We start from the raw sequence: 25,262 nt of genomic DNA on the forward strand, positions 1-25,262 counted from the left end.
TATTCCTTTATAAAATTTTACCAATGATAGTGTCTGATATTCTCACCACGGTCAGCAATGTCTGCCATTGCCTCAATTCCTAGCTCGATGTGAATATCTGTATATTTCTTGAAGACCGACTTAGCAGACTTCTTCGTTTTAATACCATCCTTAGTCATTGGACAATCAGAGATTAATAGTAATGCTCCAATATTTACCTTACTTACAAAACACGAAACAAATAGAGCGGCCGTTTCCATTTCAACAGCTAAAACTCTTTGCTCAATTAAGCGTTCTTTAAAACGATCATCAAACTCCCAGAATCGATAATCTGTAGAGTGGATCGTTCCAGTACGGTAATCGTGCCCATGTTCTAATAATATTTGAGAAACGAATTTTTGTACTTTAAATGTTGGAAGGGCAGGAACTTCCCTAGGAAGAAAGTGCTCAGTAACACCTTCAGCTCTAATCGAAGCGATAGGAAGTACGAAGTCACCAACTTTCAGAGAAGGGTGAACAGCACCTGCAAGACCTAAGAATAGAACGGCCTTCGGGTGGATAACTGAAATAAGCTCTCCAATAAGAGCGGCCATTGCAGCACCTACACCAAATTCAATAATCGTTACTTTTGCTTTCTTAGAACTTGAAGCCTTAAAAGCTGAACCTTGTGTATAAACATGGTCATCAAGAAGAGCATTGAATCTTTCAACGTAGTAGTGAAAATTTGTTAAGATAATTTGTTGTTGGAAGTCTCTAAAGTCATGACCTGTGTAGCGCTCAAGCATATCAATTGCGATCTTGCGCTTATCTTCGTTCCAGTGAATACGACGTGCTCTAAGAGCAGCCTTTTTCATTTCTAGGTTAGCACCTAGTTCTGGAGACTTCGCCTTTGTATTAAGAGAAAGTTCATCAACAAATGCAGTTGATAAGCTAGCTTGTGTAGGAGAACTTGCTTTACGTGAAGAAGTTTTCTTTACAGCTTTTTTCTTTGTAGCTTTCTTTTTAGCAACTTTTTTAGTCGTTTTTTTCGTCGTTTTGCTCGCAGCTTTTTTCTTAGCTGCTACTTTTTTCTTTGCAGCGCACATTCCGTTATACCTTTTGATTAGCAATCCGTTTGCTTATATATGTAAAATGTACCATTTAGGTCATTTTATTGACAACCATTAATAACAAGTTTAGCACCGCGCATTCCTATAAAAATGACTTGGCCCTTGTCAAAATCGATATTTTTTTTTAGTATAACCAGACTATTTTCTAACACTACGCAAAAGGAAAGATTATGGGTGCAGGTAGAAAGAAAACTATTGCTAAAATGAGCAAGAAAAAAGCTCAACTTAAGAAAAAAGCAAGAATTTTACGCAGAATCAACGCTGCTAAGAAGTAATATAACTGGCGCATTAGCGTCAGTTACTTACTTCCTCTTCAATTGATTTTTCAACCGATTTTTCAATAGCCAAATTCACTTTATTTAAACGACCACGGTATAGGCTCATGAGACTCATGTCCTTCATCCACACGTCATCTTCAAGCCTCCAAGAACCTGTTATTCCAGCAACCTTCTTCGCATTAACCAGCGTTCTTTCAAGTTCATCACGGCTTGTAAAGTCACCTAACGATAGTACATTAGCAGCAAGTGCCATCCCCTCAAAGCCTAGGATTTCAACAACACCAGGACGTTGTCCATAGCGCGATTGATAACTAGAAACGAAGCCAGAGTCTCCCTGAGGCACTTCAGAATCCACAAAGAATAGCTTACCTAGCTTAGAAGTCTCCCTTGAGATTCTTCTTGATCTCCAGTTTGGACCTCCTACTAAATTTACATTAAATGCATCGTAGTAGTTAAAAGATGGAATTAGTTGAAGGGCATCATTTGGAGCTGCAGGCAGTAGAACCCAATCAAAGTCCACAATTGGGCCAAGTGTCTGGACACGTCTAATTGATGTATTACCTTCTAGTTTATGAACAGACTTTAGAAGTTCAAATTCTTCTTGTCTTTCGCGTGTAAAGTATAGACCTAGGATCTTAGCAACAGTTGATCTGTGGTCTGTCTGATTAGTATCAAATGATTGAATACTAACAATTTCAGCACCGGCCTTCTCGGCCATCTTCCATGCAGAATCAACATATGAATAACCAGTATCTGTATTTGGATAAATAATTGATACCTTATTTCCAAATTTTGAAAGATATTTCTCAGAGAATAATAATGATACTTGAGACTCAACTGAACCTGGTACTTCAATTAGCAAGTGTCCTTTATCATCTTTGCTTGTATAAATTTGAGATAGCGAAATAAAGAATGCTCCATACTTTCTAGCGGCTTCATATTGCGCCTTTGCTTCATCTTTCAAGAGTCCACCGATAATAATTGAAGAGTTCTCTCTTTCAATCATTTCACGAACTTTCTCTTTTCCGACAATCGCACTTCCCATACTATCAAAGATTTTAATCTGGATTGGTTGAAAGTTTGGCTTCGTTGAATTCTGTTCATTATATTTGCGGACAGCGTGATCAATACCAGCAAGCGCTCTCTTTCCAAACTTACTCTTGTCACCCGTAAGTGGAAGAACAACTCCAATTGATCGAAGATTAATTTTGCTATACTTCTTCAAATTTTCAAAACGAGCCGTAACTAGGGCAATGACCTCAGGATACATACTATATTGAGACTTAACCCAATCCCCTACTTCTTGTGCCTTACCTTTATTTCCTTGATTAATTAACTGCTCAATTTCTAAGTACGAAAGATAGGCACAAACAAAGTCCTTCCCCTCTTTAAAATCTTGCACTAATCGTACACGTTCCGCTTGATCAACAATGAAGTACTGAGTAACAAGTTGCCCATAGAACTTCTTCTCTTTTAATTCATCAACAGTATTGGCACCAGAGTTTAACCAAAGTAGTGAATCCAGCGCAACCGCTTGAAAATCAAGTTCTTTTGAAACACGGTAGCGTAATTTATGAAAATTTTCTAAGTCTCGGTTTAGAAGCCATCTTGAGTCCGTTCCATCAAGTGTTTTGAAAGTATTCTCTAGATCACCAAGCTTATAATAACTGCTCGCAAGATTAAGTTTAATCTGAGCATTAAGTTGACCATCTTCACCTGAACTATTTAAAGCTAGGTTAAATTGAAAGATTGCTTGTTCATAGTTTTGGTTTGAGTAATTGATAACACCAATTAAATTTGTCTTAGTAGCAAGTTCAGCTGGTCTTAACTTAGCATCTTGAATTGCATTAAGTTGACCTAGTGCTAATTCCTTATTTCCATCAACGAAACTCTTCTTAGCTACATCAAAATCTTTTAAAAACTTTTCAGTATAAAGATGTGAAGTGTCTCGGTTGATCATTTGGATACCACCGCAACTCACAAGAAGTGTGATTAAAATTAGAGAAATATACTTAAACATAGTCGACCTTTTTTAATTTTGTATGGTCTATTTTATTTGAAATATAGATAGATGAAAACAGGAGAAATATTAGGATTTTATAAACATGGGAGACTAATTCACTCAGTCTCCCGTGCATATATTGAATTAACTAAATAATTCTTTAACTTTATCGATGAAACCAGTACTCATTGGATGACACTGCTTTCCTTCTAGCTTAGCAAGTTGCTCAAGTAATTCCTTGTGCTCCTTAGATAGCTTAGTCGGTGTCTCAACATGAACAGTTAGAATTGCATCACCTGTTCCATATCCACCAAGCTTTTGGATCCCCTTCCCCTTAAGTCTCATTTTCTTTCCAGACTGAGTACCAGGAGGAAGATCAACAACAACCTTACCATCTAAAGTTGGGACTTCTACCTCTGCACCAAGGGCCGCTTGTGAGAAGCTAATTGGTACAGTATAGAGAACATTGAAACCTTCACGCTTAAAGATTTCGTGCTCTTTAACATCCACAACAATATAAAGATCTCCGTTTGGTCCACCTTGAGCACCTGCATCACCTTCACCAGAAAGTTTTAGGCGCTGCCCATGATCAATACCTGCAGGAATTGTTACTTCAAGTTCAACTTTTTTCTTCTTACGGCCCTGGCCGTGGCAAGTTCCACAAGGATCTTTGATCATTGTTCCTGAACCCTGACACTTAGGACAAGTTGAAGCAACAGTGAAGAAACCTTGTTGGCGACGAACCTCACCAGCTCCGTGACACATATCACATGTTGTTGGTTCTGAGCCTGCTTTAGCACCAGACCCCGAACAAGTTTCACAAGTTGTTTCTTTGTTGATTGAAACTTTCTTTTTAGCGCCAAATGCTGCTTCTTCAAATGAAACACTAACAGTCATTTGAAGGTCATTACCAGGAACGCCTGTGCGACGTCTTCCACGACGGCCACGGCCACCACCGCCCATCATGTCACCAAAGATATCTCCAAAGATATCACCTAGATCACCGAAATCACCAAATCCACCTTGGAAGCCACCGCCACCGAAGCCACCAGCTTGGCCATTTACACCAGCGTGTCCAAATTGGTCATAGCGCTGACGTTTTCCATCATCTAGTAAAACCTCTGCTGCTTCAGAAGCTTCTTTAAATTTAGCTTCAGCTTCTTTGTTATCAGGGTTACGGTCAGGGTGATACTTCATGGCCATCTTGCGATAAGCCTTCTTAATCTCAGCTTTATCAGCGCCTTTTGCGACACCTAGAATATCGTAATAATCTCTTTTATCACTCATATTTTTAATTCTCTATTAACGAACAAAGGGAGCACAGGGCTCCCTTCAATTCTATATTTCTAATTAAACTTCTTTAAAGTCAGCATCAACAACATCGTCGTCTTGCTTATTTGATCCTGCATTTGCACCTGCATCTGCTTCTGGACCAGCTTGCTGAGCACCAGCTTCAGCACCTGGTTGTTGGTACATTTGCTGAGCGATTGCATGTGAAGCGTTCGTTAGAGCTTCTTGAGCTGCTTTTAACTCATCAAGGTTCTCAGACTGAAGCTTACCTTTAGCTTCATTGATTGCTGCTTCTAACTTAGACTTATCGTCTTCAGAGATTTTATCAGCACTGTCTTTGATCATTTTTTCACAGCTTAGGATAAGTGCATCTAGATTGTTTCTAGTATCAACAATCTCACGTGCCTTCTTATCTGCTTCTTTGTTAGCTTCTGCTTCTTGTACCATTCTTTCGATTTCTTCATCTGAAAGACCTGAACCAGCAGTAATCTTAATCTCTTGAGATTTACCAGTTGCTTTGTCTACAGCAGAAACGTGTACGATACCGTTAGCATCAATATCAAAAGTAACTTCGATCTGTGGAACACCTCTTGGAGCCGGTGCAATACCACTTAGGTCGAAACGTCCTAGTGACTTATTATCTTTAGCAAACTCACGCTCACCTTGGCATACGTGAATTGTAACAGCTGGTTGGTTATCAACAGCAGTTGAGAAAGTTTGTGACTTCTTCGATGGAATAGTCGTGTTCTTCTCAATTAGTGGAGTCATAACACCACCTAGAGTTTCGATCCCTAGAGTTAGTGGAGTTACGTCTAGTAGTAGAACGTCTTTTACGTCACCAGCTAGTACACCACCTTGGATTGCAGCACCTGCAGCTACAACTTCATCAGGGTTAACACCTTTAGAAGCTTCTTTACCAAAGATTTCTTTAACTCTCTCTTGAACAGCTGGGATACGAGTTGAACCACCAACAAGAATTACCTCATCGATTTCGCTCTTCTCAAGACCAGAGTCTTCAAGACAAGTTAGACATGGCTTAGCAAGAGCAGTTAAATGATCACCGATTAGAGATTCAAACTTAGCTCTTGAAAGGTTTACGTTTAAGTGTTTTGGACCTGAAGCATCTGCAGTGATGAATGGAAGGTTAACATCTGTCGAGTTAACATTCGATAGCTCATGCTTAGCTTTTTCAGCAGCTTCTTTTAGTCTTTGAAGTGCCATTTGGTCTTTTCTTAAATCGATTCCGTCAGACTTTAGGAACTCTTCAGCAAGGAAGTTAATGATTTTTTCATCAAAGTTCTCACCACCAAGGAATGTATCACCATTAGTTGCTTTTACTTCGAATACACCGTCTGAAGTGATCTCAAGAATTGAGATATCAAAAGTACCACCACCAAGGTCAAATACTGCAATGTTTTTATCTTGCTTAGACTCTAGTCCATAAGCAAGTGCCGCAGCAGTTGGCTCGTTGATAATTCTTTTTACTTCAAGACCTGCAATCTTACCTGCATCTTTAGTTGCTTGTCTTTGAGAGTCATTAAAATATGCTGGAACTGTAATTACAGCTTCAGTAACTGTTTCACCTAAGTAATCTTCTGCCGCTTTCTTAAGCTTTTGAAGAACTTTTGCAGAGATTTCTTGAGGAGACATTGCTTTCCCATCAACTTTTACCCATGCATCACCATTGTCATTTGCAAAAATTTCAAATGGAGCAACGTCAGCAAATGACTTTGCTTCTGGTGTATTAAATTTACGACCAATAAGTCTCTTAATCCCATAAAGAGTTTTTGAAGGGTTCGTTACAGCTTGTCTTTTTGCAACTTGACCTACAAGAGTTTCACCATTGTTTGCGAAACCAATAACAGATGGAGTTGTATTGTGTCCCTCTGCGTTTGCTACGATTTTGTATTTTCCATTCTCAAGAACAGAAACACATGAATTAGTTGTACCTAAGTCGATTCCAATAATTTTTCCCATTATAATCTCCTTTATATAATTAGTTTTTTGCTACTACTACTTTTGCTGCTCTAATCACTCTACCGTTTAGTGAGTAACCGTTTTGATATGTTTGTACGATCTCTTGATCTTCTTTTCCTTCTGCTGGCATTTGTGCCATTGCTTCGTGAAAATGTGGATCAAAAATCTTACCTTCTGTTTCAATTTTTTCTAAACCATTCGACTTAAGTGTTTCAAGAAACTGGTTTTTAACCATATCTACACCAGTGTAAATATTTTTAACCTTATCATCTTCATCACTTTCAATCGCCTGAAGAGTTCTTTCTAAGTTATCAACAACATCTAAAAGACCCATCATCACTTTTTCAGTACCAAACTTAATCTGATCCTGTAGTTGCTTTTCATGGCGTCTTTTAAGATTTTCCATCTCAGCTGCTACATAATAGAACTTGTCTTTAAATTCCATTAACTCTTTCATTTCTTCTGAAACTTCATTTTCAGTTTCTGTATCTTCTACTTGAGAAGTTTCCTGAGTTTCTTCATTAGTTTCAGGCCCTAGTTCTTTTTCATTTTCTTCATTAACTTGAGTTTCAGACATTTCAACTACCTCTTTAAATTTATCTCTATCCTAAAGATGGTATTCTTTGGCCCAGTGTCAACGTTGTGCAATGATTTTTTTTCGATATACTTTACAACTAACTGAAATCACTTAGAAATTTTAAATATTTCATCAATAATTGAGTCGAGGATAAGAAAGCCGCGGGACGTCAAATAAAAATGATCGCGTCCGGCCATGGCCAATCCACGAGATTTAAGTGACTGAACGAGCTCACTAAGGTCACCCCAGTAAGAATCTTTAACAGGAAAACCAACACTCGAGCGTAAATTCATATAAAGTCGCTCAATCTGAAACTCGTCTTCATTAAGATTTTCTTCGACTACATCGGCCCCTTTAGTTTTCCACTTATAGCGATAGCGATTATTTTTGATATAACCAGTAGCAGAAGGGCCAATCGCTGCAACAGATTCCATCTTCCAGTAATTTAAATTATGAATTGATACTTTATCCGCTTTAGCAAAATTTGAAACTTCGTAGTGCTTGAAACCATTGATAGCGAGGAAGTTAGAGACTTTAATATATTCATCACTTATCCACTCTTCGTCAGGCAATTCATCGTAGTGCTTATAATGTTTTGGTACAGTCAGAATATAAAGACTTATATGACTTGGGTTATATGTAAGAATTTCAGTTAGCTCAGCAATAATATCGCGGTTGTACTTTTTAGAAAATGGCAGGCCAATCATAAAGTCTACAGAGAAATTATAATTTCCTTTATTAAAATATTTTAATGTTTCATGAACATCATCAATATTGTGGACCCGATCGATAATTTTTAAGAAGTTCGGGTTTAGAGATTGGACCCCTAAAGAATAGCGATTCGCTCCAATACTTCGCCAACTACTCAAAGTCTCTTCCGTCCATGCCCCAGGATTTACCTCAAGAGTAAATTCACAATCCTCTTTCAAAGAAATCTTATTGTCAGACAACCAATCTCTTAAGAAGTAGGCTCCACGACTTCCCCATAAACTCGGTGTTCCTCCACCAATATAGAGAGACTCTAACTCTTTAAGAGTAGCGCCATGACTATCTAGAATCGACTTATGCTTTGTAGACATATCTGCAAAGAGTCTTTCGAAATCATCGAGTTGCCCATCGTTCTCTTTAATTGACTTAAAAAAGTCACAATAATTACAAAGGTGACGACAGAACGGGAAATGGATATATAACGACTTTATTTCTTCCATATTATTTTTTTGTAACCCAGACTATAATTAACAAATACCTAAAATTAAAAGGCAATGTAAATGAAATATGAAATAGAAAAGTTAAATAATGGTTTGGAAGTCATTTTTGTTGATGTTCCAGGAAATACAAGTGCATCTGTACAAATTTGGTTTCGAGCAGGCTCAACTCTAGAAGATGAATCAAATTTTGGTATCGCTCACTTCCTAGAGCATATGTTTTTTAAGGGAACACAGAAAAGACCAGGAGCTAAAATAGCCCATGATGTAGAATCATTTGGTGGTGAAGTAAATGCCTTCACTTCTTTTGACTACACTTGCTACTATATTAACTCACCTATTGCTTACTTTAATACATCAATTGATATCATCATGGATATGGTTTCTAATCCAATGTTCAATCAAGAAGATCTGATTCCAGAAAGAGAAGTCGTTTTCGAAGAGTATCGACGTAGCCAAGATAACCCTGGCCAATTTTCTTTCCAAAGAATTCAAGAAATGTCTTTTAACGGTGGCTATGCACACCCAATTCTTGGAAATGAACAAACAATCAAAAATTTCACACAAAAGCAGTTAATTGATTTCAGAAATAACCACTACAATAATGCTAACGCATTCTTAGTAGTCGCAGGGGATTTAAAGAATAAAAAGAAATATATTAAAACAATAGAGGGTTACGAACTTCCAAAAGGGAAGCGTTCAGAGAGACCTTCTTTTTCACTCCATAAGAAGTCTACAATTGAAATACATAAAAAAGACGTTCGTATGTGCCAACTGACAATGGCCATTGAATGTCCTCCAATGAAGTCAGATGGTGCAGCAGGAGAAGATCTCGCATATAATGCCCTTGGATACGGAGAGACATCGCCACTATATAAGAATCTTGTCTTAAATAATACGATTGCCAATAACTGTACTTCTTCTTCGATGTTCTTCGCAGATGGTGGGATACATTTTTTAAGAATCAATTTCCCAAAAGAAAATTACCAAAAAGTTATGCATGAACTAGAGAAGACAATCTCAGAAGCAACAACTGTTGGCCTTAAAGAAAATGATATTAAAAAAATTAAAAATCAATATGTAGCAGCTAAGATTTATGAGAAAGAATCCTTAGAGTCCTACGCCTTCTCTTTAGGAAGTAGTTATGCAGGAGCCAAGGACCTTGAAATCGAGCAAGAGTTTATTAGCAAGATCAAAAAAACTAGCCTAAAAGAAGTTAATAAAAAATACTCAGATATTTTTGGACGCTCACTTCACTTAAGTTTACAAATCCCAAATGAATTAAGGCCACAAGACTTTAAACCAAAGCTAGTGGAGTTTAAGAATAAAATTGCAAAGCTTAAGAAGAATAAAAAAGAACAAGCGATTAAGGCCACAAAATCTAAGAATGACCCGGCAACTCAAATTGTTGAAATCAAACCAGGAATCAAACTACTTTATCGCTATAATGCTATTACACCTACATTTGTAATGCACGCGTACTTAAAAGGTGGGCTTGTTGATGAGTCGACTAAAACAAATGGTATCTATAGTCTTATGAGCTCTCAGCTAACAAAGGGTTACAAAGGCCTTAGCTATGAAAAGCTGAAACTAGACCTCGACAATAAATCGACAATGTTTAATAGCTTTTCAGGAAAGAACGCTTACGGAATGACAATGCACGGTCAAAGTGAATACTTCTCTGACCTTTCAAAACATTTTTTCAAATCACTGATTCATCCAACATTTCAAGCAAAATTCATTGCTCATGAAAAGAAATTGATCTTTAGAACTATTGAGGCAAATAAGTCAGACCCGACAAGACACTGCTTTAACGAAGCAACGAACCTACTTTTTAAAGGTCACCCTTATGCTCTTTCAACTATTGGAACCGAAAAATCAGTTAAGGCCATAAAGAAAGAAGACCTTGCAAAGCTTCATGAAAGAAACTTAAAAACAAAAGAGATGCTTATCACTTTCTGTGGAGATCTCTCTCTCGATGAAGTAAAGGAAAAAGTAGAGTTCTACTTTGAAGGGCTAAAACCAAGAAAAGGAAAGAAGAAAGAAGCGAAGAAAGTTGTTCCAATTAAAACGGTTGAAAAACATATTGATTTTGATCGTGAACAAACTCAAATCCTAATTGCAACGCAAACAAAAAAACTTACGGCGAAGGAAAATGTTGTTTTTAAGATGTTAACAACACACCTATCTGGCCAGTCATCAGAACTCTTTGTTGATGTTAGAGATCGTAAAGGACTTTGCTATGTTGCCCAGCCAATTCATATGAATGCTCTTGAAGCTGGGTACTGGGGGATCTACATGGCCAGCGGTCATGATAAAACAGTTGAAGCAATCAATGCTATCAACACCATCTTATCTAAACTTCAAAAGGAAGGTCTTTCTAAATCAAACTTTGATCGCATTAAAATGATGATTGATGGACAAAATCAACTTAACCTACAAGTTAATGATGATTATGCAAATGTCTACTCTGTTCCGGCCCTTCACGGCCTTGGCGTTGATTACTTCTATAAATCAAACGAAGAAATTAGAAACTTTAAATATGAAGACTTTCAAAAAATCATCAAAAAGGTTCTAAAACAAAATTGGATAACAATTACAGTTGGAAAAACTATCGATAATAGTATTCCAACTACGATACATCCTTAGTAAAGAGCAAGTACTGCTCTTCATTTAAGTTGCAATCGCTTTGTAGTAAGCTCATCAAATTAGTGATGTCATAAAACTGCGAAGCGAGCTCCTTAAAGAAGCCATTAAAATCGTAAAATGTGTTTTGATAACAGTCGAGTTTTTGATATGCAGTTTTACCAATCTCACAGTAGTATCCTAAATCAATAATCTTCTCATTAACTGAATTAGAAAAGTATCCACATAGAAATAATGCTGTATCTGCAATATCACGCAATTCTCTTTTCTTTTCTCGTTCACTTAAGTGCTCGGTTTGTAAGAGTTTTAACCCAAGTGTCTTCTCTTTTAATCTTCCATCTTTTTGCTCTTCGAAATAATGTTGAGAAAGTCCAAACTTATCCATGACTAAGGAAGAGTAAAATATAGATAACTGAGGTAAAGGATTTTGCCTTTTAAGATTTATACGATGCAGTTCATCATAGAAATATGCCTGCAGTGAAGGTTCAAGAGAAATGTTGGTCGTATGCTTTTTCACAATCTCCTCCGTGTCTATAAATTATAACTTAATCTCATGACGCAAAACAACAACGAAACAAATTCCTAGGTTTTTATGGTATAAAGTTGGAATGAATTCGATCGGAAAAAAGCTTAATAATTTCAGTGTTTTAGATAGCACTGTTATTGATGAAATTTTGGTCATTGCAAAAACAAGACCTTATATCTTCTTTGATATGGATGGAACAATCTTAGATAGTGAGCCACTTCATTATGAAGTTGTTAAAAATCTATGCAATGGAAAGAAAATTCCAACAATGGAAGAAACCTATGGCATGTCTGATGGCGAGGTTTTTCCAATGATTAAAGAAGCACTAGGCCTTAATAGCTTAGAAGAATATCTCGTAAGGAAAAATGAAGCATTGGTCGAACTCATTGGCCAGTCCGACGCAAGTAATATAAGACATAGAAATATTCACGAACTACTAAATCGCCTAAGAGATAGTGGTACTCGACTTGCACTTGTGACAGCAAGTCAATATGAAGTGACACATCCAATCTTAAAGCATTGTGAATTAGATAGTTACTTTGAAAAAATTATTACAGAAAGAGAAGTAGATTATACAAAGCCTAATCCTGCTCCATATTTATTGGCCCAGGATTTTTTTAAAGCTCAAACACATGAATGTCTAATTTTTGAAGACTCACCTACTGGAATCGAAGCTGCCCAAAGAGCTGGCATTGATCACGTCGTAGTAAAATGGTTTGAAGGAGAATAAATGAGTAAGTTAGATACTTGGAAAGAACTAGCAGAAAAAGAATCAAGAGGAAAAGGGATTAAAGTAACTCAAACTCCAGAAGGAATTGAGATGAAGGCCCTTTATACGAAAGCAGATATTGAAAATAATGACCTTACAGACACTATGCCTGGAATGGACCCATTTATCAGAGGTCCAAGAGCAACGATGTATACAGGTCGTCCGTGGACGATTCGACAATACGCTGGATTTTCAACAGCTAAAGAATCAAATGACTTTTACAAGAAAGCACTGGCCGCTGGTGGACAAGGTGTTTCTGTTGCCTTCGATCTTGCAACTCACAGAGGTTACGATTCAGATCACCCTCGAGTAAAAGGCGATGTTGGGAAAGCTGGTGTGGCCATTGATACTGTTGAAGATATGAAAGTTCTCTTCGATGGAATCCCACTAGATAAAGTATCGGTATCGATGACAATGAACGGTGCCGTTCTTCCGGTACTCGCAGGATATATCGTTGCTGCAAAAGAGCAAGGAGTATCACTTGATCAACTTTCAGGAACTATCCAAAACGATATTCTAAAAGAGTTTATGGTAAGAAATACTTATATCTTCCCTCCGGCTCCTTCGATGAAAGTTATCGCAGATATTTTCGAATATACTTCGAACAATATGCCAAAATTTAACTCAATCTCAATTTCTGGTTACCACATTCAAGAAGCTGGTGCTGACGCTGCCCTAGAGCTTGCCTATACACTTGCAGATGGGAAAGAGTATATCGATACAGCAATTAAAGCAGGGATGCAGATTGATCAATTTGCTCCAAGACTTTCATTCTTCTTTGGTATTGGGATGAACTTCTACATGGAAATTGCAAAGCTTCGTGCCGCAAGACTTCTATGGTCTGAAATCGTTGAAGAGTATGAACCAAAGAATATTAAATCAAAGATGTTACGTACTCACTGTCAGACTTCTGGTTGGTCTCTAACGGAACAAGATCCATATAATAATATTATTCGTACAACTATTGAAGCAATGGCCGCAGTATTCGGTGGAACTCAATCTCTTCACACAAACTCATTTGATGAAGCAATTGCCCTTCCGACAGAATTCTCAGCTCGTATTGCAAGAAATACTCAAATCATCCTTCAAGAAGAAACTGGTATTACTAATACAGTTGATCCATGGGGTGGCTCATACATGATGGAAACTCTAACAAAAGAGATTGCAGATAAAGCACGTGGTCTTATCAAGGAAATTCAAGAAGCTGGTGGCATGGCCAAGGCAATCGAAACAGGACTTCCTAAACTTAAGATTGAAGAATCTGCGGCGCTAAAGCAAGCACGTATTGATCGCGGCGAAGATGTAATTGTAGGTGTTAACAAATATAAGCCAACAAAAGAAGACCATGTTGAAGTTCTTGAAATCGATAATGTTCAAGTACTTAATGAACAAATCAAAAGACTTGAAGAAATTCGTGAGTCACGAGATGAAGCAAAAGTTAGTGAGTGCATGGCCAAGCTTGAATACTATGCCAAGACTGGAAATGGAAACGGCCTAGAGCTTGCGGTTGAAGCAATGGAAGCTCGTTGTAGTGTTGGTGAAATCACTTACGCACTCGAGAAAGAGTGGGGACGCTACAATGCAAATACTAAAACTGTTTCAGGTGTTTACGGTAAATCATTTGAAAGTGATGAGGAATGGATGAGCATTAAGAATGAAATTGATCAATTCGAAAAAGATTTTGGACGTCGTCCAAGAATCTTAGTTGCTAAAATGGGACAAGATGGACATGACCGAGGAGCAAAAGTTGTAGCAACGGCCTATGCTGATGTAGGTTTCGATGTCGACCTTTCTCCACTATTCTCAACTCCTGAAGAAGTCGCAAAGCAAGCAGTGGAAAATGATGTACACGTTGTTGGAGCATCTTCACTTGCGGCCGGACATAAGACTCTTATCCCAGAACTAATTGCAGAACTTAAAAAACTTGATGCTGAAGATATCATCGTTGTTGCTGGAGGAGTAATCCCTAGAAAAGACTATGACTTCTTATATGAAGCAGGTGTTAAAGGTATCTACGGGCCAGGAACAACAATTGCAGAAGCCGCAAAAGATGTAATTACAAAAATCAAAGAGGCTCAAAAGTAATGCAAATAGATATCCAGAAATTAAAAAGTGGAAATATTAGATCACTTTCTAAATTCATCACTTTAATCGAAAGTAAGAAGGCCGAGCACCAAAAAGAAGCTCAGTCACTCTTAAACGAAATTCTTCCCTTAACAGGAAAATCAATTCGTATCGGTATTTCTGGAACACCAGGGGTTGGTAAATCGACATTTATCGAATCCCTGGGACTTCACTTAATTAATAAGGGCCTAAAGGTTGCAGTCCTAGCAATTGATCCTAGCTCCCCTTTAAGTGGAGGAAGCCTTCTTGGCGACAAGACTCGAATGGAGAAGCTGGCCCAAGAAAAAAATGCTTTTATTCGCCCTACTCCTTCATCTGGAAACCTAGGTGGAGTTGCTCTGAAGACAAGAGAAGTTATGCTGGCCTGTGAAGCTGCAGGCTATGATGTTGTTCTTATTGAGACAGTTGGTGTCGGTCAGTCCGAATACGATGTTGCAAATATTGTGGACTTATTCACAGTACTTCTACTTCCAGGAGGAGGAGATGAACTTCAAGGGATAAAAAAGGGAATCATTGAACTCTGTGACAATATCGTTATCAATAAAGCAGATGGTGATAATAAACAAAAAGCACACGATACAATGGTTCAATACAAGTCAGCTCTTGGCGTGATTAAAACAGAACAAAAAATCGGTGCAAATGTAATGATGGCCTCCGCCTTAGAGAATAAAGGCGTAACTGAATATTGGGAATTAATTGAAAAAATCTACCAAGAAAACCAAGAAAAAATTCAGCTAAAGCGAAAAAGACAAAATCAAGACTGGCTTAAGAAACTATTTAATGAATTGCTTGAAAATAAGGTTAAGGCCAATCCATCTCTTCAATCAGAATGGACAAAGTTAAATGATAATATTTTAAATGAAGTTGAAACGCCCCTAAGTGCTGCAAATAAATTAATTCATATATTATTTAACAACTAAGCATTTCATTTTCTTCGTTATACTTTTAGGGCCAACAAGCTTTAACTCTCCTTCATTTCCTTTCAAAATAAAACGGAAACCGAGGAATCCCTCTGCCTTAAGAACTCCTGTATAATTAGACCCCGATTGCTTTACGGAAACATCATAAGTGGATTCTAGAGTTTTAATGATGGCCTTATTTTCGTTAACATTAAAAGAGTATCCACCACCTTGGCAGTTAATATTTGTCGAATTTGCAAAAGCAAATGATGCAACAAAAGAAATAACAAATAATTTAATAAACTTCATTCAATCTCCTAGATCGAAATATAGAACTTACCATCATCATAGGTAACATTACTCCCTACGATAGCATTCTTAATAATTTTCTCAATTAACCAAATCCACTTAACTTTGATAAAACCAAATGGAACAACAACATCTGTAACATCCAAAATAATTTGAGAATCCTTTTCATAAAAAGAAACACTTGCCGTCAGATCAACATCAAAATTCTTCTTCAAAAGAACGTTCTTATATGCATGTGCCTTAACTTTAGCGACACCATTAGTAATCTTAATTGAAATATCTGAAAGGTTAGATTTATCCAAGCTTAGATTTGCTAATGGCCTATAAGTATCTATTTCTAAGTTCTTATAACGATTCGAAATTATCTGCCTAGATACGACACGTCCACGTGGGTCCGTTACTATCTTAACATCCTCACTCGTTTTCAACTTATCAATTTCAATAGAGCCATCAATTAAACATTCTTTAATCATTGAAGGTATATCTAATAAGTCTGACTGAATTAATTTTTGGCACTTAACATCAAGGTCTTTTACTGTGACAGACTTCTTAGTATCTATAAATTGAAAGATATCTGAATGAAAATTTAATCTTTCACTTTTCACATTTAATGTATCGATATCAAAATAAAATTTTGTCTTTTCTTTTGAGTTAGAAACTAAAATCTTTGGAACATTTAAGGCCGCAGTATTTTCACAACCACTCATAAGAGTATCTGAATCGATTTCGACAAGATCCTCATCTTTTTCACATTTAAGATCAACAGACTTTGCCTGTACATCATATTGCTTATAATCCATAACAAGTAGTGGTGAAGCAACTTGTAAAAACCTGGCCGCTTGTAATTGCATCGTACCGATATCACCACTTGCCGTAAACGTGGCCCCATCTTCCAACTTCTTCTTAAAGATAAAGTTCACAGGCTTTTTATATGACTTAGGCGTAATATTAAGTTCAGTCATACATCCTTTAACAATCCCATCTCCGGTTGCCATATCATATTCTGGGTCATTAGTTGTACAGAAAACAAAGAAGTTATTTGCGTTTAACTCTAGACCCTCTCTATCCATATAGAAACTAGAACCATTTATATTAAAATAAGTAGCATTTATAGCTGTTTCAGCATTACTTATTTTTAATTTATCTAATGTATTTAAAAATGTATTACCACTCATATCAAATTGAGCAGTCATCATTCCATTATCAAGTTTTAACTGATTATTTTTAAAATAAACCTCAGCACTTGATTTACTTTTATTTCGATCAGAGATATTAAACGAAAGAGTGTCACGAGAAATAATAGCACTCTCGTATTCCATGTAGCCTAATCTTCCAAAGATATCATCTTGCTTCGAAACATTGAGATCATGAACCTTAACTTCGATAAAGTTATTGGCCATGGCCAAATAAGGCAGGAAAGATAGGAGGAGTATTTTCTTCTTTAACATAGATTGTAATATAGAAGAAAAAGGTACCAAGATACTGAAAATTGAAAAATTTCAGTACCTTGTCTATTTAATTAACATTAGAAAAATACGATAAAGGCCTGAAATTACTTAAGAATTCCAGCACCTTGTCTTATGACATCAGCTTCACCATTAGTGAAGTCAACAATAGTTGATGAGCCTACAAACTCATGCTCTCCTGGATCAACAATAAGAGACACAACTCCCGCTAATGATTCCTCAATCATATAAGAATATAATTCATCATAAGAAGAGAGAGCAGGTGTAAACTTATCCAAATCTACATTACTCGATAAAACCGGTTCTCCATGTATATCCAGTAAGCGAGTAATTAGTGTCGACGGAACAAAACGAATCCCTACTTCATGATCAGTTTTATTTGCGGCAACGGCCTTCGTGATTTTCTTATTTGCATTGAAAATAAACGTATAATGACCTGGAATGATTCGCTTAATATAGCGAAAAACACCATCATCAATATTGGCAACATCTGAGGCCATCGAAATCGAGTCACACAGAAGTGAAAAAGCCTTTAGCTTTGGAGCATTCTTATATTTATAGATTCTTTCAATCCCTTTCTTATTAAAAGGGGAAGCGATAACGACCCAACTCGTATCAGTTGGTAAGCACACAAGCTCTCCATTATTAAGAGCTTGTGAGACTTTTTGTAATACGCGATCATCTGGATTTTCTGCAATTACATATTCAATCAATGCTTACCTCAAGTATTTTAAAAATTCGTTATCATTAGAGATTATAAACTTAGTTTTACCTTTAATTGATGTTTTATATGCTTCTAGAGATCTTACAAACTCGAAAAAGCTTGGGTCTTGAGAAAATGCCTTCGCATAAACTGCTGATGCCTTAGCTTCAGCACGACCTTTAATCAATTGTGACTTCTTGTAACCTTCTGATTGAATTGTTTGTAAATCTTTTACCAAACGACCTTCAATCTTGGCCTTTTCACCTTCACCAATTGATCTAATCTTTTGCGCAATTCTTTGACGTTCTGAAATCATTCTCTCGTAAACTTTACGCTCTACTGACTTCTCATATGAAATACGTCTTAATTGTACATCAATTAATTGAATACCAAATTGTTCTAACTCTCCATCGGCTTTGCTTACGATTAGTTGAGATAATTTTTCTCTACCAACGCTTACATCTTCGATATCACCAGTTATTTCTTCTTCAATTTCGTTAACATCTACTTTAGTTGCATTTAACTTTTCAATAATAGCATTAGAGTTACGTACGGCCTCTACAAGATCATGAGATGAAATTACATTTCTTGTTGCTGAGTCTAAGATTGTATCAATTCTCTTTTTCGCACCTTCTGTATTACGTACAGTTTGGATAAATTTAAGAGCATCGATAATTTTAAATCTTGCCGTAGTATCCACTTTAATGAATTTCTTATCTTTTGTAGGGATCTGATTTGGAAAACCATCCCAGCTAAGAATACGTTTATCAACAAAACGAACATCTTGAACAAAAGGTTTCTTGAAGTGTAAACCTGCATTTGTAATTGGCTTTCCAACAGGTTTACCAAATTCAGTGATAATTGCTTGTCTTCCTTCACTAACGATAAATAGTGACTGCTTTCCTAGAATTAAACCAATAAATACAACAACAATAAGAGTTACTACTTTATTCATTTCTTAGCTCCTTGGTTGTAAATCGGCAGAAGCCCCTTAACCTTAGGGTCAATAATCGTAAGATTATCGTACTTCTTATAAAGCCCTTCCATTGCTTCAATATAAAGGCGTTTCTTTGTAATTTTTGGAGCACGACGATATTCTTTAAGAATTTCCTTAAATTTCGCAACATCCCCTTCTGCACGGTTCACAAGAGCAGCAGCATAACCTTCAGCTTCAGAAACCATCTTCTCTGCCTTACCACGTGCTTCAGGAATAACCTTGTTATAAGCACCCTCGGCTTCGTTGATGGCCTTTTCTTGTTCTTGTTTCGCTTCGTTAACTTCATTAAATGAAGCCTTAACAACCTGAGGTGGATTAACGTCTTGAAGTTTTACCGAAATAATTGAAACTCCCATGTCGTACTTATCAATCACTTCTTGCATTAAAACTTTTGCATCAGCTTCAATCTCAACCTTTCCAACAGTTAGTACATCAGTAACCGATCTATCCCCAACGACTCTTCTCATAATCGATTCAGAGATGTCTCGAATATTTCTTACTGGTTCACTTGTTTGAAAAATAAACTTAAACGGATCCCTTACTTGATACTGAACCGCCCACTCAACAGAAGCGACATTTAAGTCACCTGTTAGCATGAGGGACTCATTATCAAAGTTGTCACCTGAATAAGATGAACGACGAGATCTCGTACTCTTTGTTCTAAATCCAAATTCTTCTTGAAGAACTGTTTTAACCTTAACCTTGATAACTTCATCAATTCCAAATGGAATTTTAAAATGAAGACCTGGAGTATTCGTATTAATATACTTCCCCAGACGGATTACCACGGCCTCTTCATCAGGCTCAACAGTGTAAAAAGATGTGTACCCGAAAATAACTAAAACAATAAATACAAAAAAGGGGCCAAGTAACTTGAGCCCCTTATCTAAATCTTGTTTCATTTTTTCGAAGTCATTCCTTGGTGCTTGTCCATTATTAAAAGACATTTGCTCTCCTTGACTTGCGTCCTATGCTTCTACTTCTAACATGAGGACGTTTTCTTCTAAGGCGTCCCCTTCCTTAACGTGAATTGCTTTAACAGTTCCGTCGATTCCACTCTTAATCTCATTCTCCATTTTCATGGCCTCAAGAATAATTAGAGTTTCACCGGCCTTAACTGCTTGACCAACTTCAACATTGATCTTAACAACCTTACCTGGCATTTTAGTAAGAAGCTCACCAGCGTCAGCTCCACCTAAACCAGATGGCTTGTACCCTCTAAATAGAGAGTAAACCTTATCAACGTTCACAACTCTTGATGGAAGATCTTGTCTTGGGATCTTCTTCCAAGTTTTATTATCTCTAGAGATAAAATATTGGCCACAAAGCTTTCTTAACCACATTGTTTCGTGAAGGCTTCTTTCACCTTCTTTTAATGTAGAAAAATCAAACTCAACTAAGCTGTGATCGTGAACTTTAGTTCTTGTTAAATCAACAATTACTTCTTCATTATCATTAATTAAATATGTTCTCATCTTAGATACCCATCCTACGTGCTTCAGAACCAGCAATGATCGTATAAAGCTTAATATGATCTAGGTCTGTCTTCACGTTGTTCTGAGGTGCTACTTCACCAATGTAAGCTGTTGAGTAGTGACCTTCAACAAAGTTCTTCTCTGTCATAATTTCTTTTAGAAGAGGAAGATTTGTTTTTAGTCCTTCAATGAATAGTCCATCAAGAGCTGCATTCATTTTTCTAACTGCAACGTCACGAACGATTCCCTTACAAACTAACTTACCAACCATAGGGTCAAAGTCAGGAGTTACTTCAAGTCCTTTGTATAGACAGTGATCAAAACGAGTTCCTTGTGGGAAGTTTGTTTCAAAACCTGTTACAAGACCTGGAGCTGGAAGCATTGTAATTGGATCTTCAGCACAAATACGACACTCAATCGCATGTCCTGATCTTCTGATGAATTCTTGAGAAGGAATTCCTAGCTCATCACCAAATGCAGCTTGAATCATACAAACGATTAGATCCATACCAGTGATTTCTTCAGTGATTGGGTGCTCAACCTGAATACGAGTATTCATCTCAAGGAAGTAAAATTGCTTATCTTCACCCATGATGAATTCAACAGTTCCTGCTGAGTCATAGTCTACAGCTTTTGCAAGCTTAACAGCCGTCTCACAAACGTTTTGACGAAGCTCTTCATCTGTTCCAATAAATGGAGATGGTGCTTCTTCAATAATTTTCTGATGTCTTCTTTGTACAGAACATTCTCTTTCATAGAAGTGAAAAGTATTACCTTTCTTATCTGCAAGAATTTGAACTTCAATGTGACGTGGATTAACAATTAGTTTCTCAACTAAAAGGTCCCCGTTATTAAAAGCTGCCATCGACTCACGTCCAACAGCTTCAAATTGAGCACGAACTTCTGCTTCGTCTTTACATGCACGCATACCACGTCCACCACCACCGGCAACAGCTTTTAGAAGAACTGGATAACCAATTCTACCTGCAATTTCAACTGCTTCATCAACAGTTGGAACAGCGTGATCTGTACCAGGAACAGTAGGAACACCAGCATCGTTTGCTAGTTTCTTAGATGTTGCCTTATCACCCATAACTCTAATGGCCTCAACGTGTGGACCAATAAAAGTAATCCCTGCATCAGATAGAGCATTTGCGAAATCTCTATTCTCAGAAAGGAAACCGTAACCTGGGTGTACACCGTCGGCCTTAACTTCCTTAGCAAGAGCAACAAGCTTTTCAACATTTAGATATGTCTCAGCGTTTGTATTTCCCGGAAGGTATACCCACTCATCACAAAATTGTAAGTGAGTTCCTTGTGGTTCATTATCTGTGTAAATACCAATTGCAGTATGCCCAAGCTCACGACAAGCTTTTGCAACACGTGAAGCAATCTCACCACGGTTAGCAATTAGTACTCTTCTTTCCATGTTCTTTGGCTGTCTGATCATCATAATTGAATATTCCCGTGTTTACGTTTTGGACGGTCAACGTTCTTATCTTTTAGAACTACTAGGTATTCATATAGACGCTTTCTAGTTTCTTCTGGAAGAATAACAGCATCAATATATCCTCTTTCAGCTGCAACATATGGATTAGCGAAGTTATTCTCATAGTTTGCAACTAGCTCAGCTTTCTTCTTATCAAAAGCTTCACCTTCAAGGCCTTGAAGTTCTTTTCTAAATACAATATTTACTGCACCTTCTGCACCCATAACTGCAATTTCACCAGTTGGGTAAGCAAGGTTTACGTCTGAACGAATATGCTTAGATGCCATAACGTCATAAGCTCCACCGTAAGACTTTCTTGTAATAAGAGTAATTAATGGAACAGTCGCTTCTGCGTATGCGTATAGAAGTTTTGATCCGTGCTTAATGATCCCACCGTACTCTTGAACTGTACCTGGTAAGAAACCTGGAACGTCTACAAGTGAAACAATAGGAATATCGAAAGCATCACAGAATCTAATAAAACGAGCTGCTTTACAAGATGAATCGATATCAAGAACACCAGCAAGAACTTCTGGTTGGTTTGCTACGATACCAATTTTAATTCCACCAATTGATGCGAAACCAACGATGATATTTCTTGCATAATCTTTATGAACTTCTAAGAAGTGACCATCATCAACGATATCAAGAATTACTTCTTTCATATCATATGGCTTCTTAGGATTACCTGGAACAACTTCTTTTAATTTAGAGTTATCTCTATATACCGGATCTGAAGTATATTTAGGCGCTTGTTTCTTGAAGTTAGAAGCTGGGATATAGCTCATTAACTCTCTTACTCTCTCAAATGTTTCGTCTTCGTCTTTACACTTAAACTGACATACACCTGATTTTTCTGAGTGAGCTGTTGCACCACCAAGATCTTCTTTTGTTACTTCTTCGTGAGTTACAGTCTTGATAACATCTGGACCAGTAACAAACATGTAAGAAGACTTATCAACCATGAAGATAAAGTCAGTTACAGCTGGAGAATAAACAGCTCCACCTGCTGAAGGTCCCATGATTAATGAAATCTGAGGAATAACACCAGAGGCCTTAACGTTTCTGTAGAAAATTTCTGCATATCCACCAAGTGCATCAACACCTTCTTGGATACGTGCTCCACCTGAATCCTGAATACCAATTACTGGAATTCTGTTATCAAGAGCAAAGTCCATAATCTTACAGATCTTTCTTGCGTGAGCTTCACCAAGTGCTCCACCCCAACAAGTAAAGTCTTGAGAATAAACTGCAATCTTTTGTCCGTTAATCTCTGCGATACCTGTAACAACACCATCTCCGTAAAACTTCTTATTTTCCATTCCGAAGTTTACACAACGATGTGTAACAAATTTATCAAACTCAATGAAAGTACCTGGATCAACAAGTCTTTCAATTCTTTCTCTTGCAGTATACTTACCTTGCTCATGTTGCTTAGCGATTCTTGCTTCACCACCACCAAGCTCGGCCTGCATTCTTCTGTCTACTAAAAGAGCTCTTTTTTGCTCTAATATATTTTCACTGGTTGTTGACATACATCCCCTCCACCAATTTCTCTTTCGAGATTCTATGTAATTAATTATCCGAGCATATTACACCCTTAAAAGGTAATTTGCCCAATCACATTGCGTTATTTTCGAGGGGTTAAGTATCTGAAATTATGGAAATATAAATAAAAAGGCCCTCGCAGAGGGCCTAAAAGTGTCTATCTTTTTATTTTAAAGCAATTATTCTATTCGTTACCTGCTTTCGCGCGCTTATCTAGTCCGTACTTATCTACTTTCATAATAAGACTGGCCCTAGACATCCCTAGCTCTTTGGCAAGCTTTGACTTGTTGAAGTTACATCTCTTAAGACCTTCACGAATCATAATGATCTCTAGCTCCATTAGTGCATCCTTAAGCTTACCTGATGTATTAACTCCTCTAGTTGACTCAACAGGAGCTGCACCATGATCAAGAATCTGTGGACTTAAGTTATCTGGCGTAATTGATTTATCATCACCAGCAAGTACAACAAGCCTCTCAACTTCGTTTTCTAGCTGACGTACGTTACCAGGCCATGGGTAATCTAACATTTTCTCCATACACTTTTTAGAATATGACTTCATCGGCATCCCCGACTCGTCACATTTCTTCTTAAGAAAGTGCTCCATTAGTACAGGAATATCTTCTTTTCTATCTCTTAATGGAGGAAGGTTTACGTTTAGAACGTTAATTCTATAATAAAGGTCTTCTCTAAACTCACCCTTTGCCATCATTGTTTTAAGGTCTTTGTTTGTTGCCGCGATAATACGAACATCAGTCCTTCTAGGTGAATCTGCACCTACCGGAAGATAGGTACCTTCTTGTAGAACACGAAGTAGTTTTACCTGCATTGAAAGTGAAGTATCACCAATTTCATCAAGAAATAATGTTCCACCATTTGCTAGTTCAAATAAACCAGATTTCTCTTTATGTGCTCCTGTAAATGATCCTTTAACGTGACCAAATAATTCAGAGTCTAATAAGTTTTCGTTGAATGCTGAACAGTTCACAGCTAGGAACTGAGCATCTTTACGTGGAGAAGCAAAGTGTACGGCCTTAGCAACAAGTTCCTTACCAGTCCCGTTTTCACCTTGAATAAGAACTGATGATTCACTCGTAGAAATACGCTCTAGTAGTGAATAAATCTTTTGCATTTGCTTAGATTTACCAATCATATTGTGATAGCGAAACTTTTCACCCAGCTCAGAATTAAGCATATGAATTCTTTCTTCACGCTTAGAGATTTCATGGTGAAATGTTGAGATTTCACCGGCCACTAGCTCTACTAACTCTTTTAAATATTCAATTTCTCTCGGGAATAATCTTCTTGTTTCATTAACACATTCTTGTGCTGCTTCTGGAGATGCACCATGCTCAATTAGTGCCGTCACAAGTTCTTTTTCTTCTGTTTCAGTAAAAGTACTTTTTAAGAAAGGAAAAGCAAATACAGTTCCGTGATACTCACCTTCAATTTCAATCTTAGTACCCATCATCTTAACACCTGGGAAGTAAGAATCGAAGATCATAACAACTTCACCAGACTGGCTAAGCTCATCACTAAATCTTTCAACATCGGCCGTTACAAAATCATAACCATGTGGAAGTGACATTTGTGTCTCAAAGAAAAGGTTCTTAAAATTATAGTCCTTATCTGTGTGTGAACTTCTAATCTTAAAATGGTTATCTGCATAGAAAACCTCTACACCAAACCACTTATGAATTACTTCTTCGAGCTTAGAAATAACATGAAGTCCTTTTAGTTCATTCCAGTTGATCATTTTTATTCTCCGATGTTTAATTCTTTGGCACAAAAAACGATAGGCCAAAGCAAAGTCTGTAAAACTTTTCGGCAGAATTTAATAAAACTTAACTATGAATGATAAAAAAATAGACGAATTTAAAGAAATATTATTAAT

Annotated in this window: 20 protein-coding genes; 4 read left to right on the forward strand and 16 right to left on the reverse strand. The window is 37.1% G+C overall.

From position 1 onward, the window contains the following. Positions 1 to 17 precede the first annotated feature (17 nt). The 6 genes from ABMA78_RS05810 to ABMA78_RS05835 all read right to left on the reverse strand — a co-directional run bounded on the left by ABMA78_RS05810 (position 18) and on the right by ABMA78_RS05835 (position 8,420). Positions 18 to 1,064, reverse strand: a complete 1,047-nt coding sequence (locus tag ABMA78_RS05810) for an AMP nucleosidase (protein ID WP_392857936.1) — start codon at positions 1,062 to 1,064, stop codon at positions 18 to 20. Positions 1,065 to 1,382: 318 nt separating this feature from the next. Continuing rightward, the gene (locus ABMA78_RS05815; RefSeq protein ID WP_392857937.1) at positions 1,383 to 3,386 is read right to left on the reverse strand and encodes an ABC transporter substrate-binding protein; all 2,004 of its coding nucleotides are present in this window, start codon (positions 3,384 to 3,386) and stop codon (positions 1,383 to 1,385) included. A 126-nt stretch (positions 3,387 to 3,512) separates the two neighbouring features. Then, the gene (gene dnaJ / locus ABMA78_RS05820) at positions 3,513 to 4,655 is read right to left on the reverse strand and encodes a molecular chaperone DnaJ (RefSeq protein WP_392857939.1); all 1,143 of its coding nucleotides are present in this window, start codon (positions 4,653 to 4,655) and stop codon (positions 3,513 to 3,515) included. 63 nt (positions 4,656 to 4,718) lie between these two features. After that, on the reverse strand, positions 4,719 to 6,635 hold the full coding sequence (dnaK, locus tag ABMA78_RS05825; RefSeq protein WP_392857940.1) for a molecular chaperone DnaK: 1,917 nt from the start codon (positions 6,633 to 6,635) through the stop codon (positions 4,719 to 4,721). 19 nt (positions 6,636 to 6,654) lie between these two features. Beyond that, the gene (grpE, locus tag ABMA78_RS05830; protein ID WP_392857942.1) at positions 6,655 to 7,212 is read right to left on the reverse strand and encodes a nucleotide exchange factor GrpE; all 558 of its coding nucleotides are present in this window, start codon (positions 7,210 to 7,212) and stop codon (positions 6,655 to 6,657) included. Between the two features lie 107 nt (positions 7,213 to 7,319). Next, the gene (locus ABMA78_RS05835; RefSeq protein WP_392857944.1) at positions 7,320 to 8,420 is read right to left on the reverse strand and encodes a coproporphyrinogen-III oxidase family protein; all 1,101 of its coding nucleotides are present in this window, start codon (positions 8,418 to 8,420) and stop codon (positions 7,320 to 7,322) included. A gap of 60 nt (positions 8,421 to 8,480) precedes the next feature. Between ABMA78_RS05835 and ABMA78_RS05840 the strand changes: the two genes are divergently transcribed. Beyond that, positions 8,481 to 11,066: a M16 family metallopeptidase gene (locus ABMA78_RS05840; RefSeq protein WP_392857946.1), complete on the forward strand. Its 2,586-nt coding sequence runs from the start codon at positions 8,481 to 8,483 to the stop codon at positions 11,064 to 11,066. Here ABMA78_RS05840 and ABMA78_RS05845 read toward each other — a convergent pair. Then, positions 11,050 to 11,448: a hypothetical protein gene (locus ABMA78_RS05845; RefSeq protein ID WP_392857948.1), complete on the reverse strand. Its 399-nt coding sequence runs from the start codon at positions 11,446 to 11,448 to the stop codon at positions 11,050 to 11,052. The two genes, ABMA78_RS05840 and ABMA78_RS05845, sit on opposite strands and share 17 nt — an antisense overlap. Before the next feature lie 223 nt (positions 11,449 to 11,671). On the opposite strand from ABMA78_RS05845, the gene ABMA78_RS05850 reads away from it, so the two are divergent. From ABMA78_RS05850 to meaB, 3 genes are read left to right on the forward strand one after another with little or no spacing between them, the layout of a single operon-like run. Next, positions 11,672 to 12,319, forward strand: a complete 648-nt coding sequence (locus ABMA78_RS05850) for an HAD family hydrolase (protein WP_392857949.1) — start codon at positions 11,672 to 11,674, stop codon at positions 12,317 to 12,319. Then, entirely contained in the window at positions 12,320 to 14,443 is a 2,124-nt protein-coding gene (scpA, locus tag ABMA78_RS05855; RefSeq protein ID WP_392857952.1) for a methylmalonyl-CoA mutase, read from the forward strand. Continuing rightward, on the forward strand, positions 14,443 to 15,402 hold the full coding sequence (gene meaB / locus ABMA78_RS05860) for a methylmalonyl Co-A mutase-associated GTPase MeaB (RefSeq protein WP_392857954.1): 960 nt from the start codon (positions 14,443 to 14,445) through the stop codon (positions 15,400 to 15,402). The genes scpA and meaB overlap by 1 nt, the downstream gene beginning before the upstream one ends. Here the strand turns inward: meaB and ABMA78_RS05865 are convergent. The 9 genes from ABMA78_RS05865 to ABMA78_RS05905 all read right to left on the reverse strand — a co-directional run bounded on the left by ABMA78_RS05865 (position 15,388) and on the right by ABMA78_RS05905 (position 25,124). Next, positions 15,388 to 15,690 (reverse strand): hypothetical protein, encoded by a 303-nt coding sequence (locus ABMA78_RS05865; RefSeq protein ID WP_392857956.1) that lies wholly within the window; start codon positions 15,688 to 15,690, stop codon positions 15,388 to 15,390. The two genes, meaB and ABMA78_RS05865, sit on opposite strands and share 15 nt — an antisense overlap. Positions 15,691 to 15,698: 8 nt before the next feature. Continuing rightward, positions 15,699 to 17,138 carry a hypothetical protein gene (locus ABMA78_RS05870; RefSeq protein ID WP_392857958.1) on the reverse strand — a complete coding sequence of 480 codons (1,440 nt, stop codon included), beginning with the start codon at positions 17,136 to 17,138 and terminating at the stop codon, positions 15,699 to 15,701. 104 nt (positions 17,139 to 17,242) lie between these two features. Next, positions 17,243 to 17,869 carry an L-threonylcarbamoyladenylate synthase gene (locus tag ABMA78_RS05875; protein ID WP_392857959.1) on the reverse strand — a complete coding sequence of 209 codons (627 nt, stop codon included), beginning with the start codon at positions 17,867 to 17,869 and terminating at the stop codon, positions 17,243 to 17,245. Between the two features lie 3 nt (positions 17,870 to 17,872). Continuing rightward, on the reverse strand, positions 17,873 to 18,814 hold the full coding sequence (hflC, locus tag ABMA78_RS05880) for a protease modulator HflC (protein ID WP_392857962.1): 942 nt from the start codon (positions 18,812 to 18,814) through the stop codon (positions 17,873 to 17,875). After that, positions 18,811 to 19,803 (reverse strand): FtsH protease activity modulator HflK, encoded by a 993-nt coding sequence (hflK, locus tag ABMA78_RS05885; protein WP_021266388.1) that lies wholly within the window; start codon positions 19,801 to 19,803, stop codon positions 18,811 to 18,813. The genes hflC and hflK overlap by 4 nt, the downstream gene beginning before the upstream one ends. A gap of 21 nt (positions 19,804 to 19,824) precedes the next feature. Continuing rightward, positions 19,825 to 20,331, reverse strand: a complete 507-nt coding sequence (locus tag ABMA78_RS05890; protein ID WP_392857963.1) for an acetyl-CoA carboxylase biotin carboxyl carrier protein subunit — start codon at positions 20,329 to 20,331, stop codon at positions 19,825 to 19,827. 1 nt (position 20,332) lies between these two features. Next, the gene (locus ABMA78_RS05895; protein WP_392857966.1) at positions 20,333 to 21,784 is read right to left on the reverse strand and encodes an acetyl/propionyl/methylcrotonyl-CoA carboxylase subunit alpha; all 1,452 of its coding nucleotides are present in this window, start codon (positions 21,782 to 21,784) and stop codon (positions 20,333 to 20,335) included. Then, positions 21,781 to 23,355: an acyl-CoA carboxylase subunit beta gene (locus ABMA78_RS05900; RefSeq protein WP_392857967.1), complete on the reverse strand. Its 1,575-nt coding sequence runs from the start codon at positions 23,353 to 23,355 to the stop codon at positions 21,781 to 21,783. Before ABMA78_RS05900 ends, ABMA78_RS05895 begins: the two co-directional genes overlap by 4 nt. Positions 23,356 to 23,552: 197 nt before the next feature. Next, positions 23,553 to 25,124 carry a sigma-54 interaction domain-containing protein gene (locus ABMA78_RS05905; protein WP_392857968.1) on the reverse strand — a complete coding sequence of 524 codons (1,572 nt, stop codon included), beginning with the start codon at positions 25,122 to 25,124 and terminating at the stop codon, positions 23,553 to 23,555. Between the last annotated feature and the right edge of the window lie 138 nt (positions 25,125 to 25,262).

It is taken from the genome of Halobacteriovorax sp. RZ-2 (assembly GCF_043196685.1).
In the GTDB taxonomy this organism is placed as follows: Bacteria; Bdellovibrionota; Bacteriovoracia; order Bacteriovoracales; family Bacteriovoracaceae; genus Halobacteriovorax_A.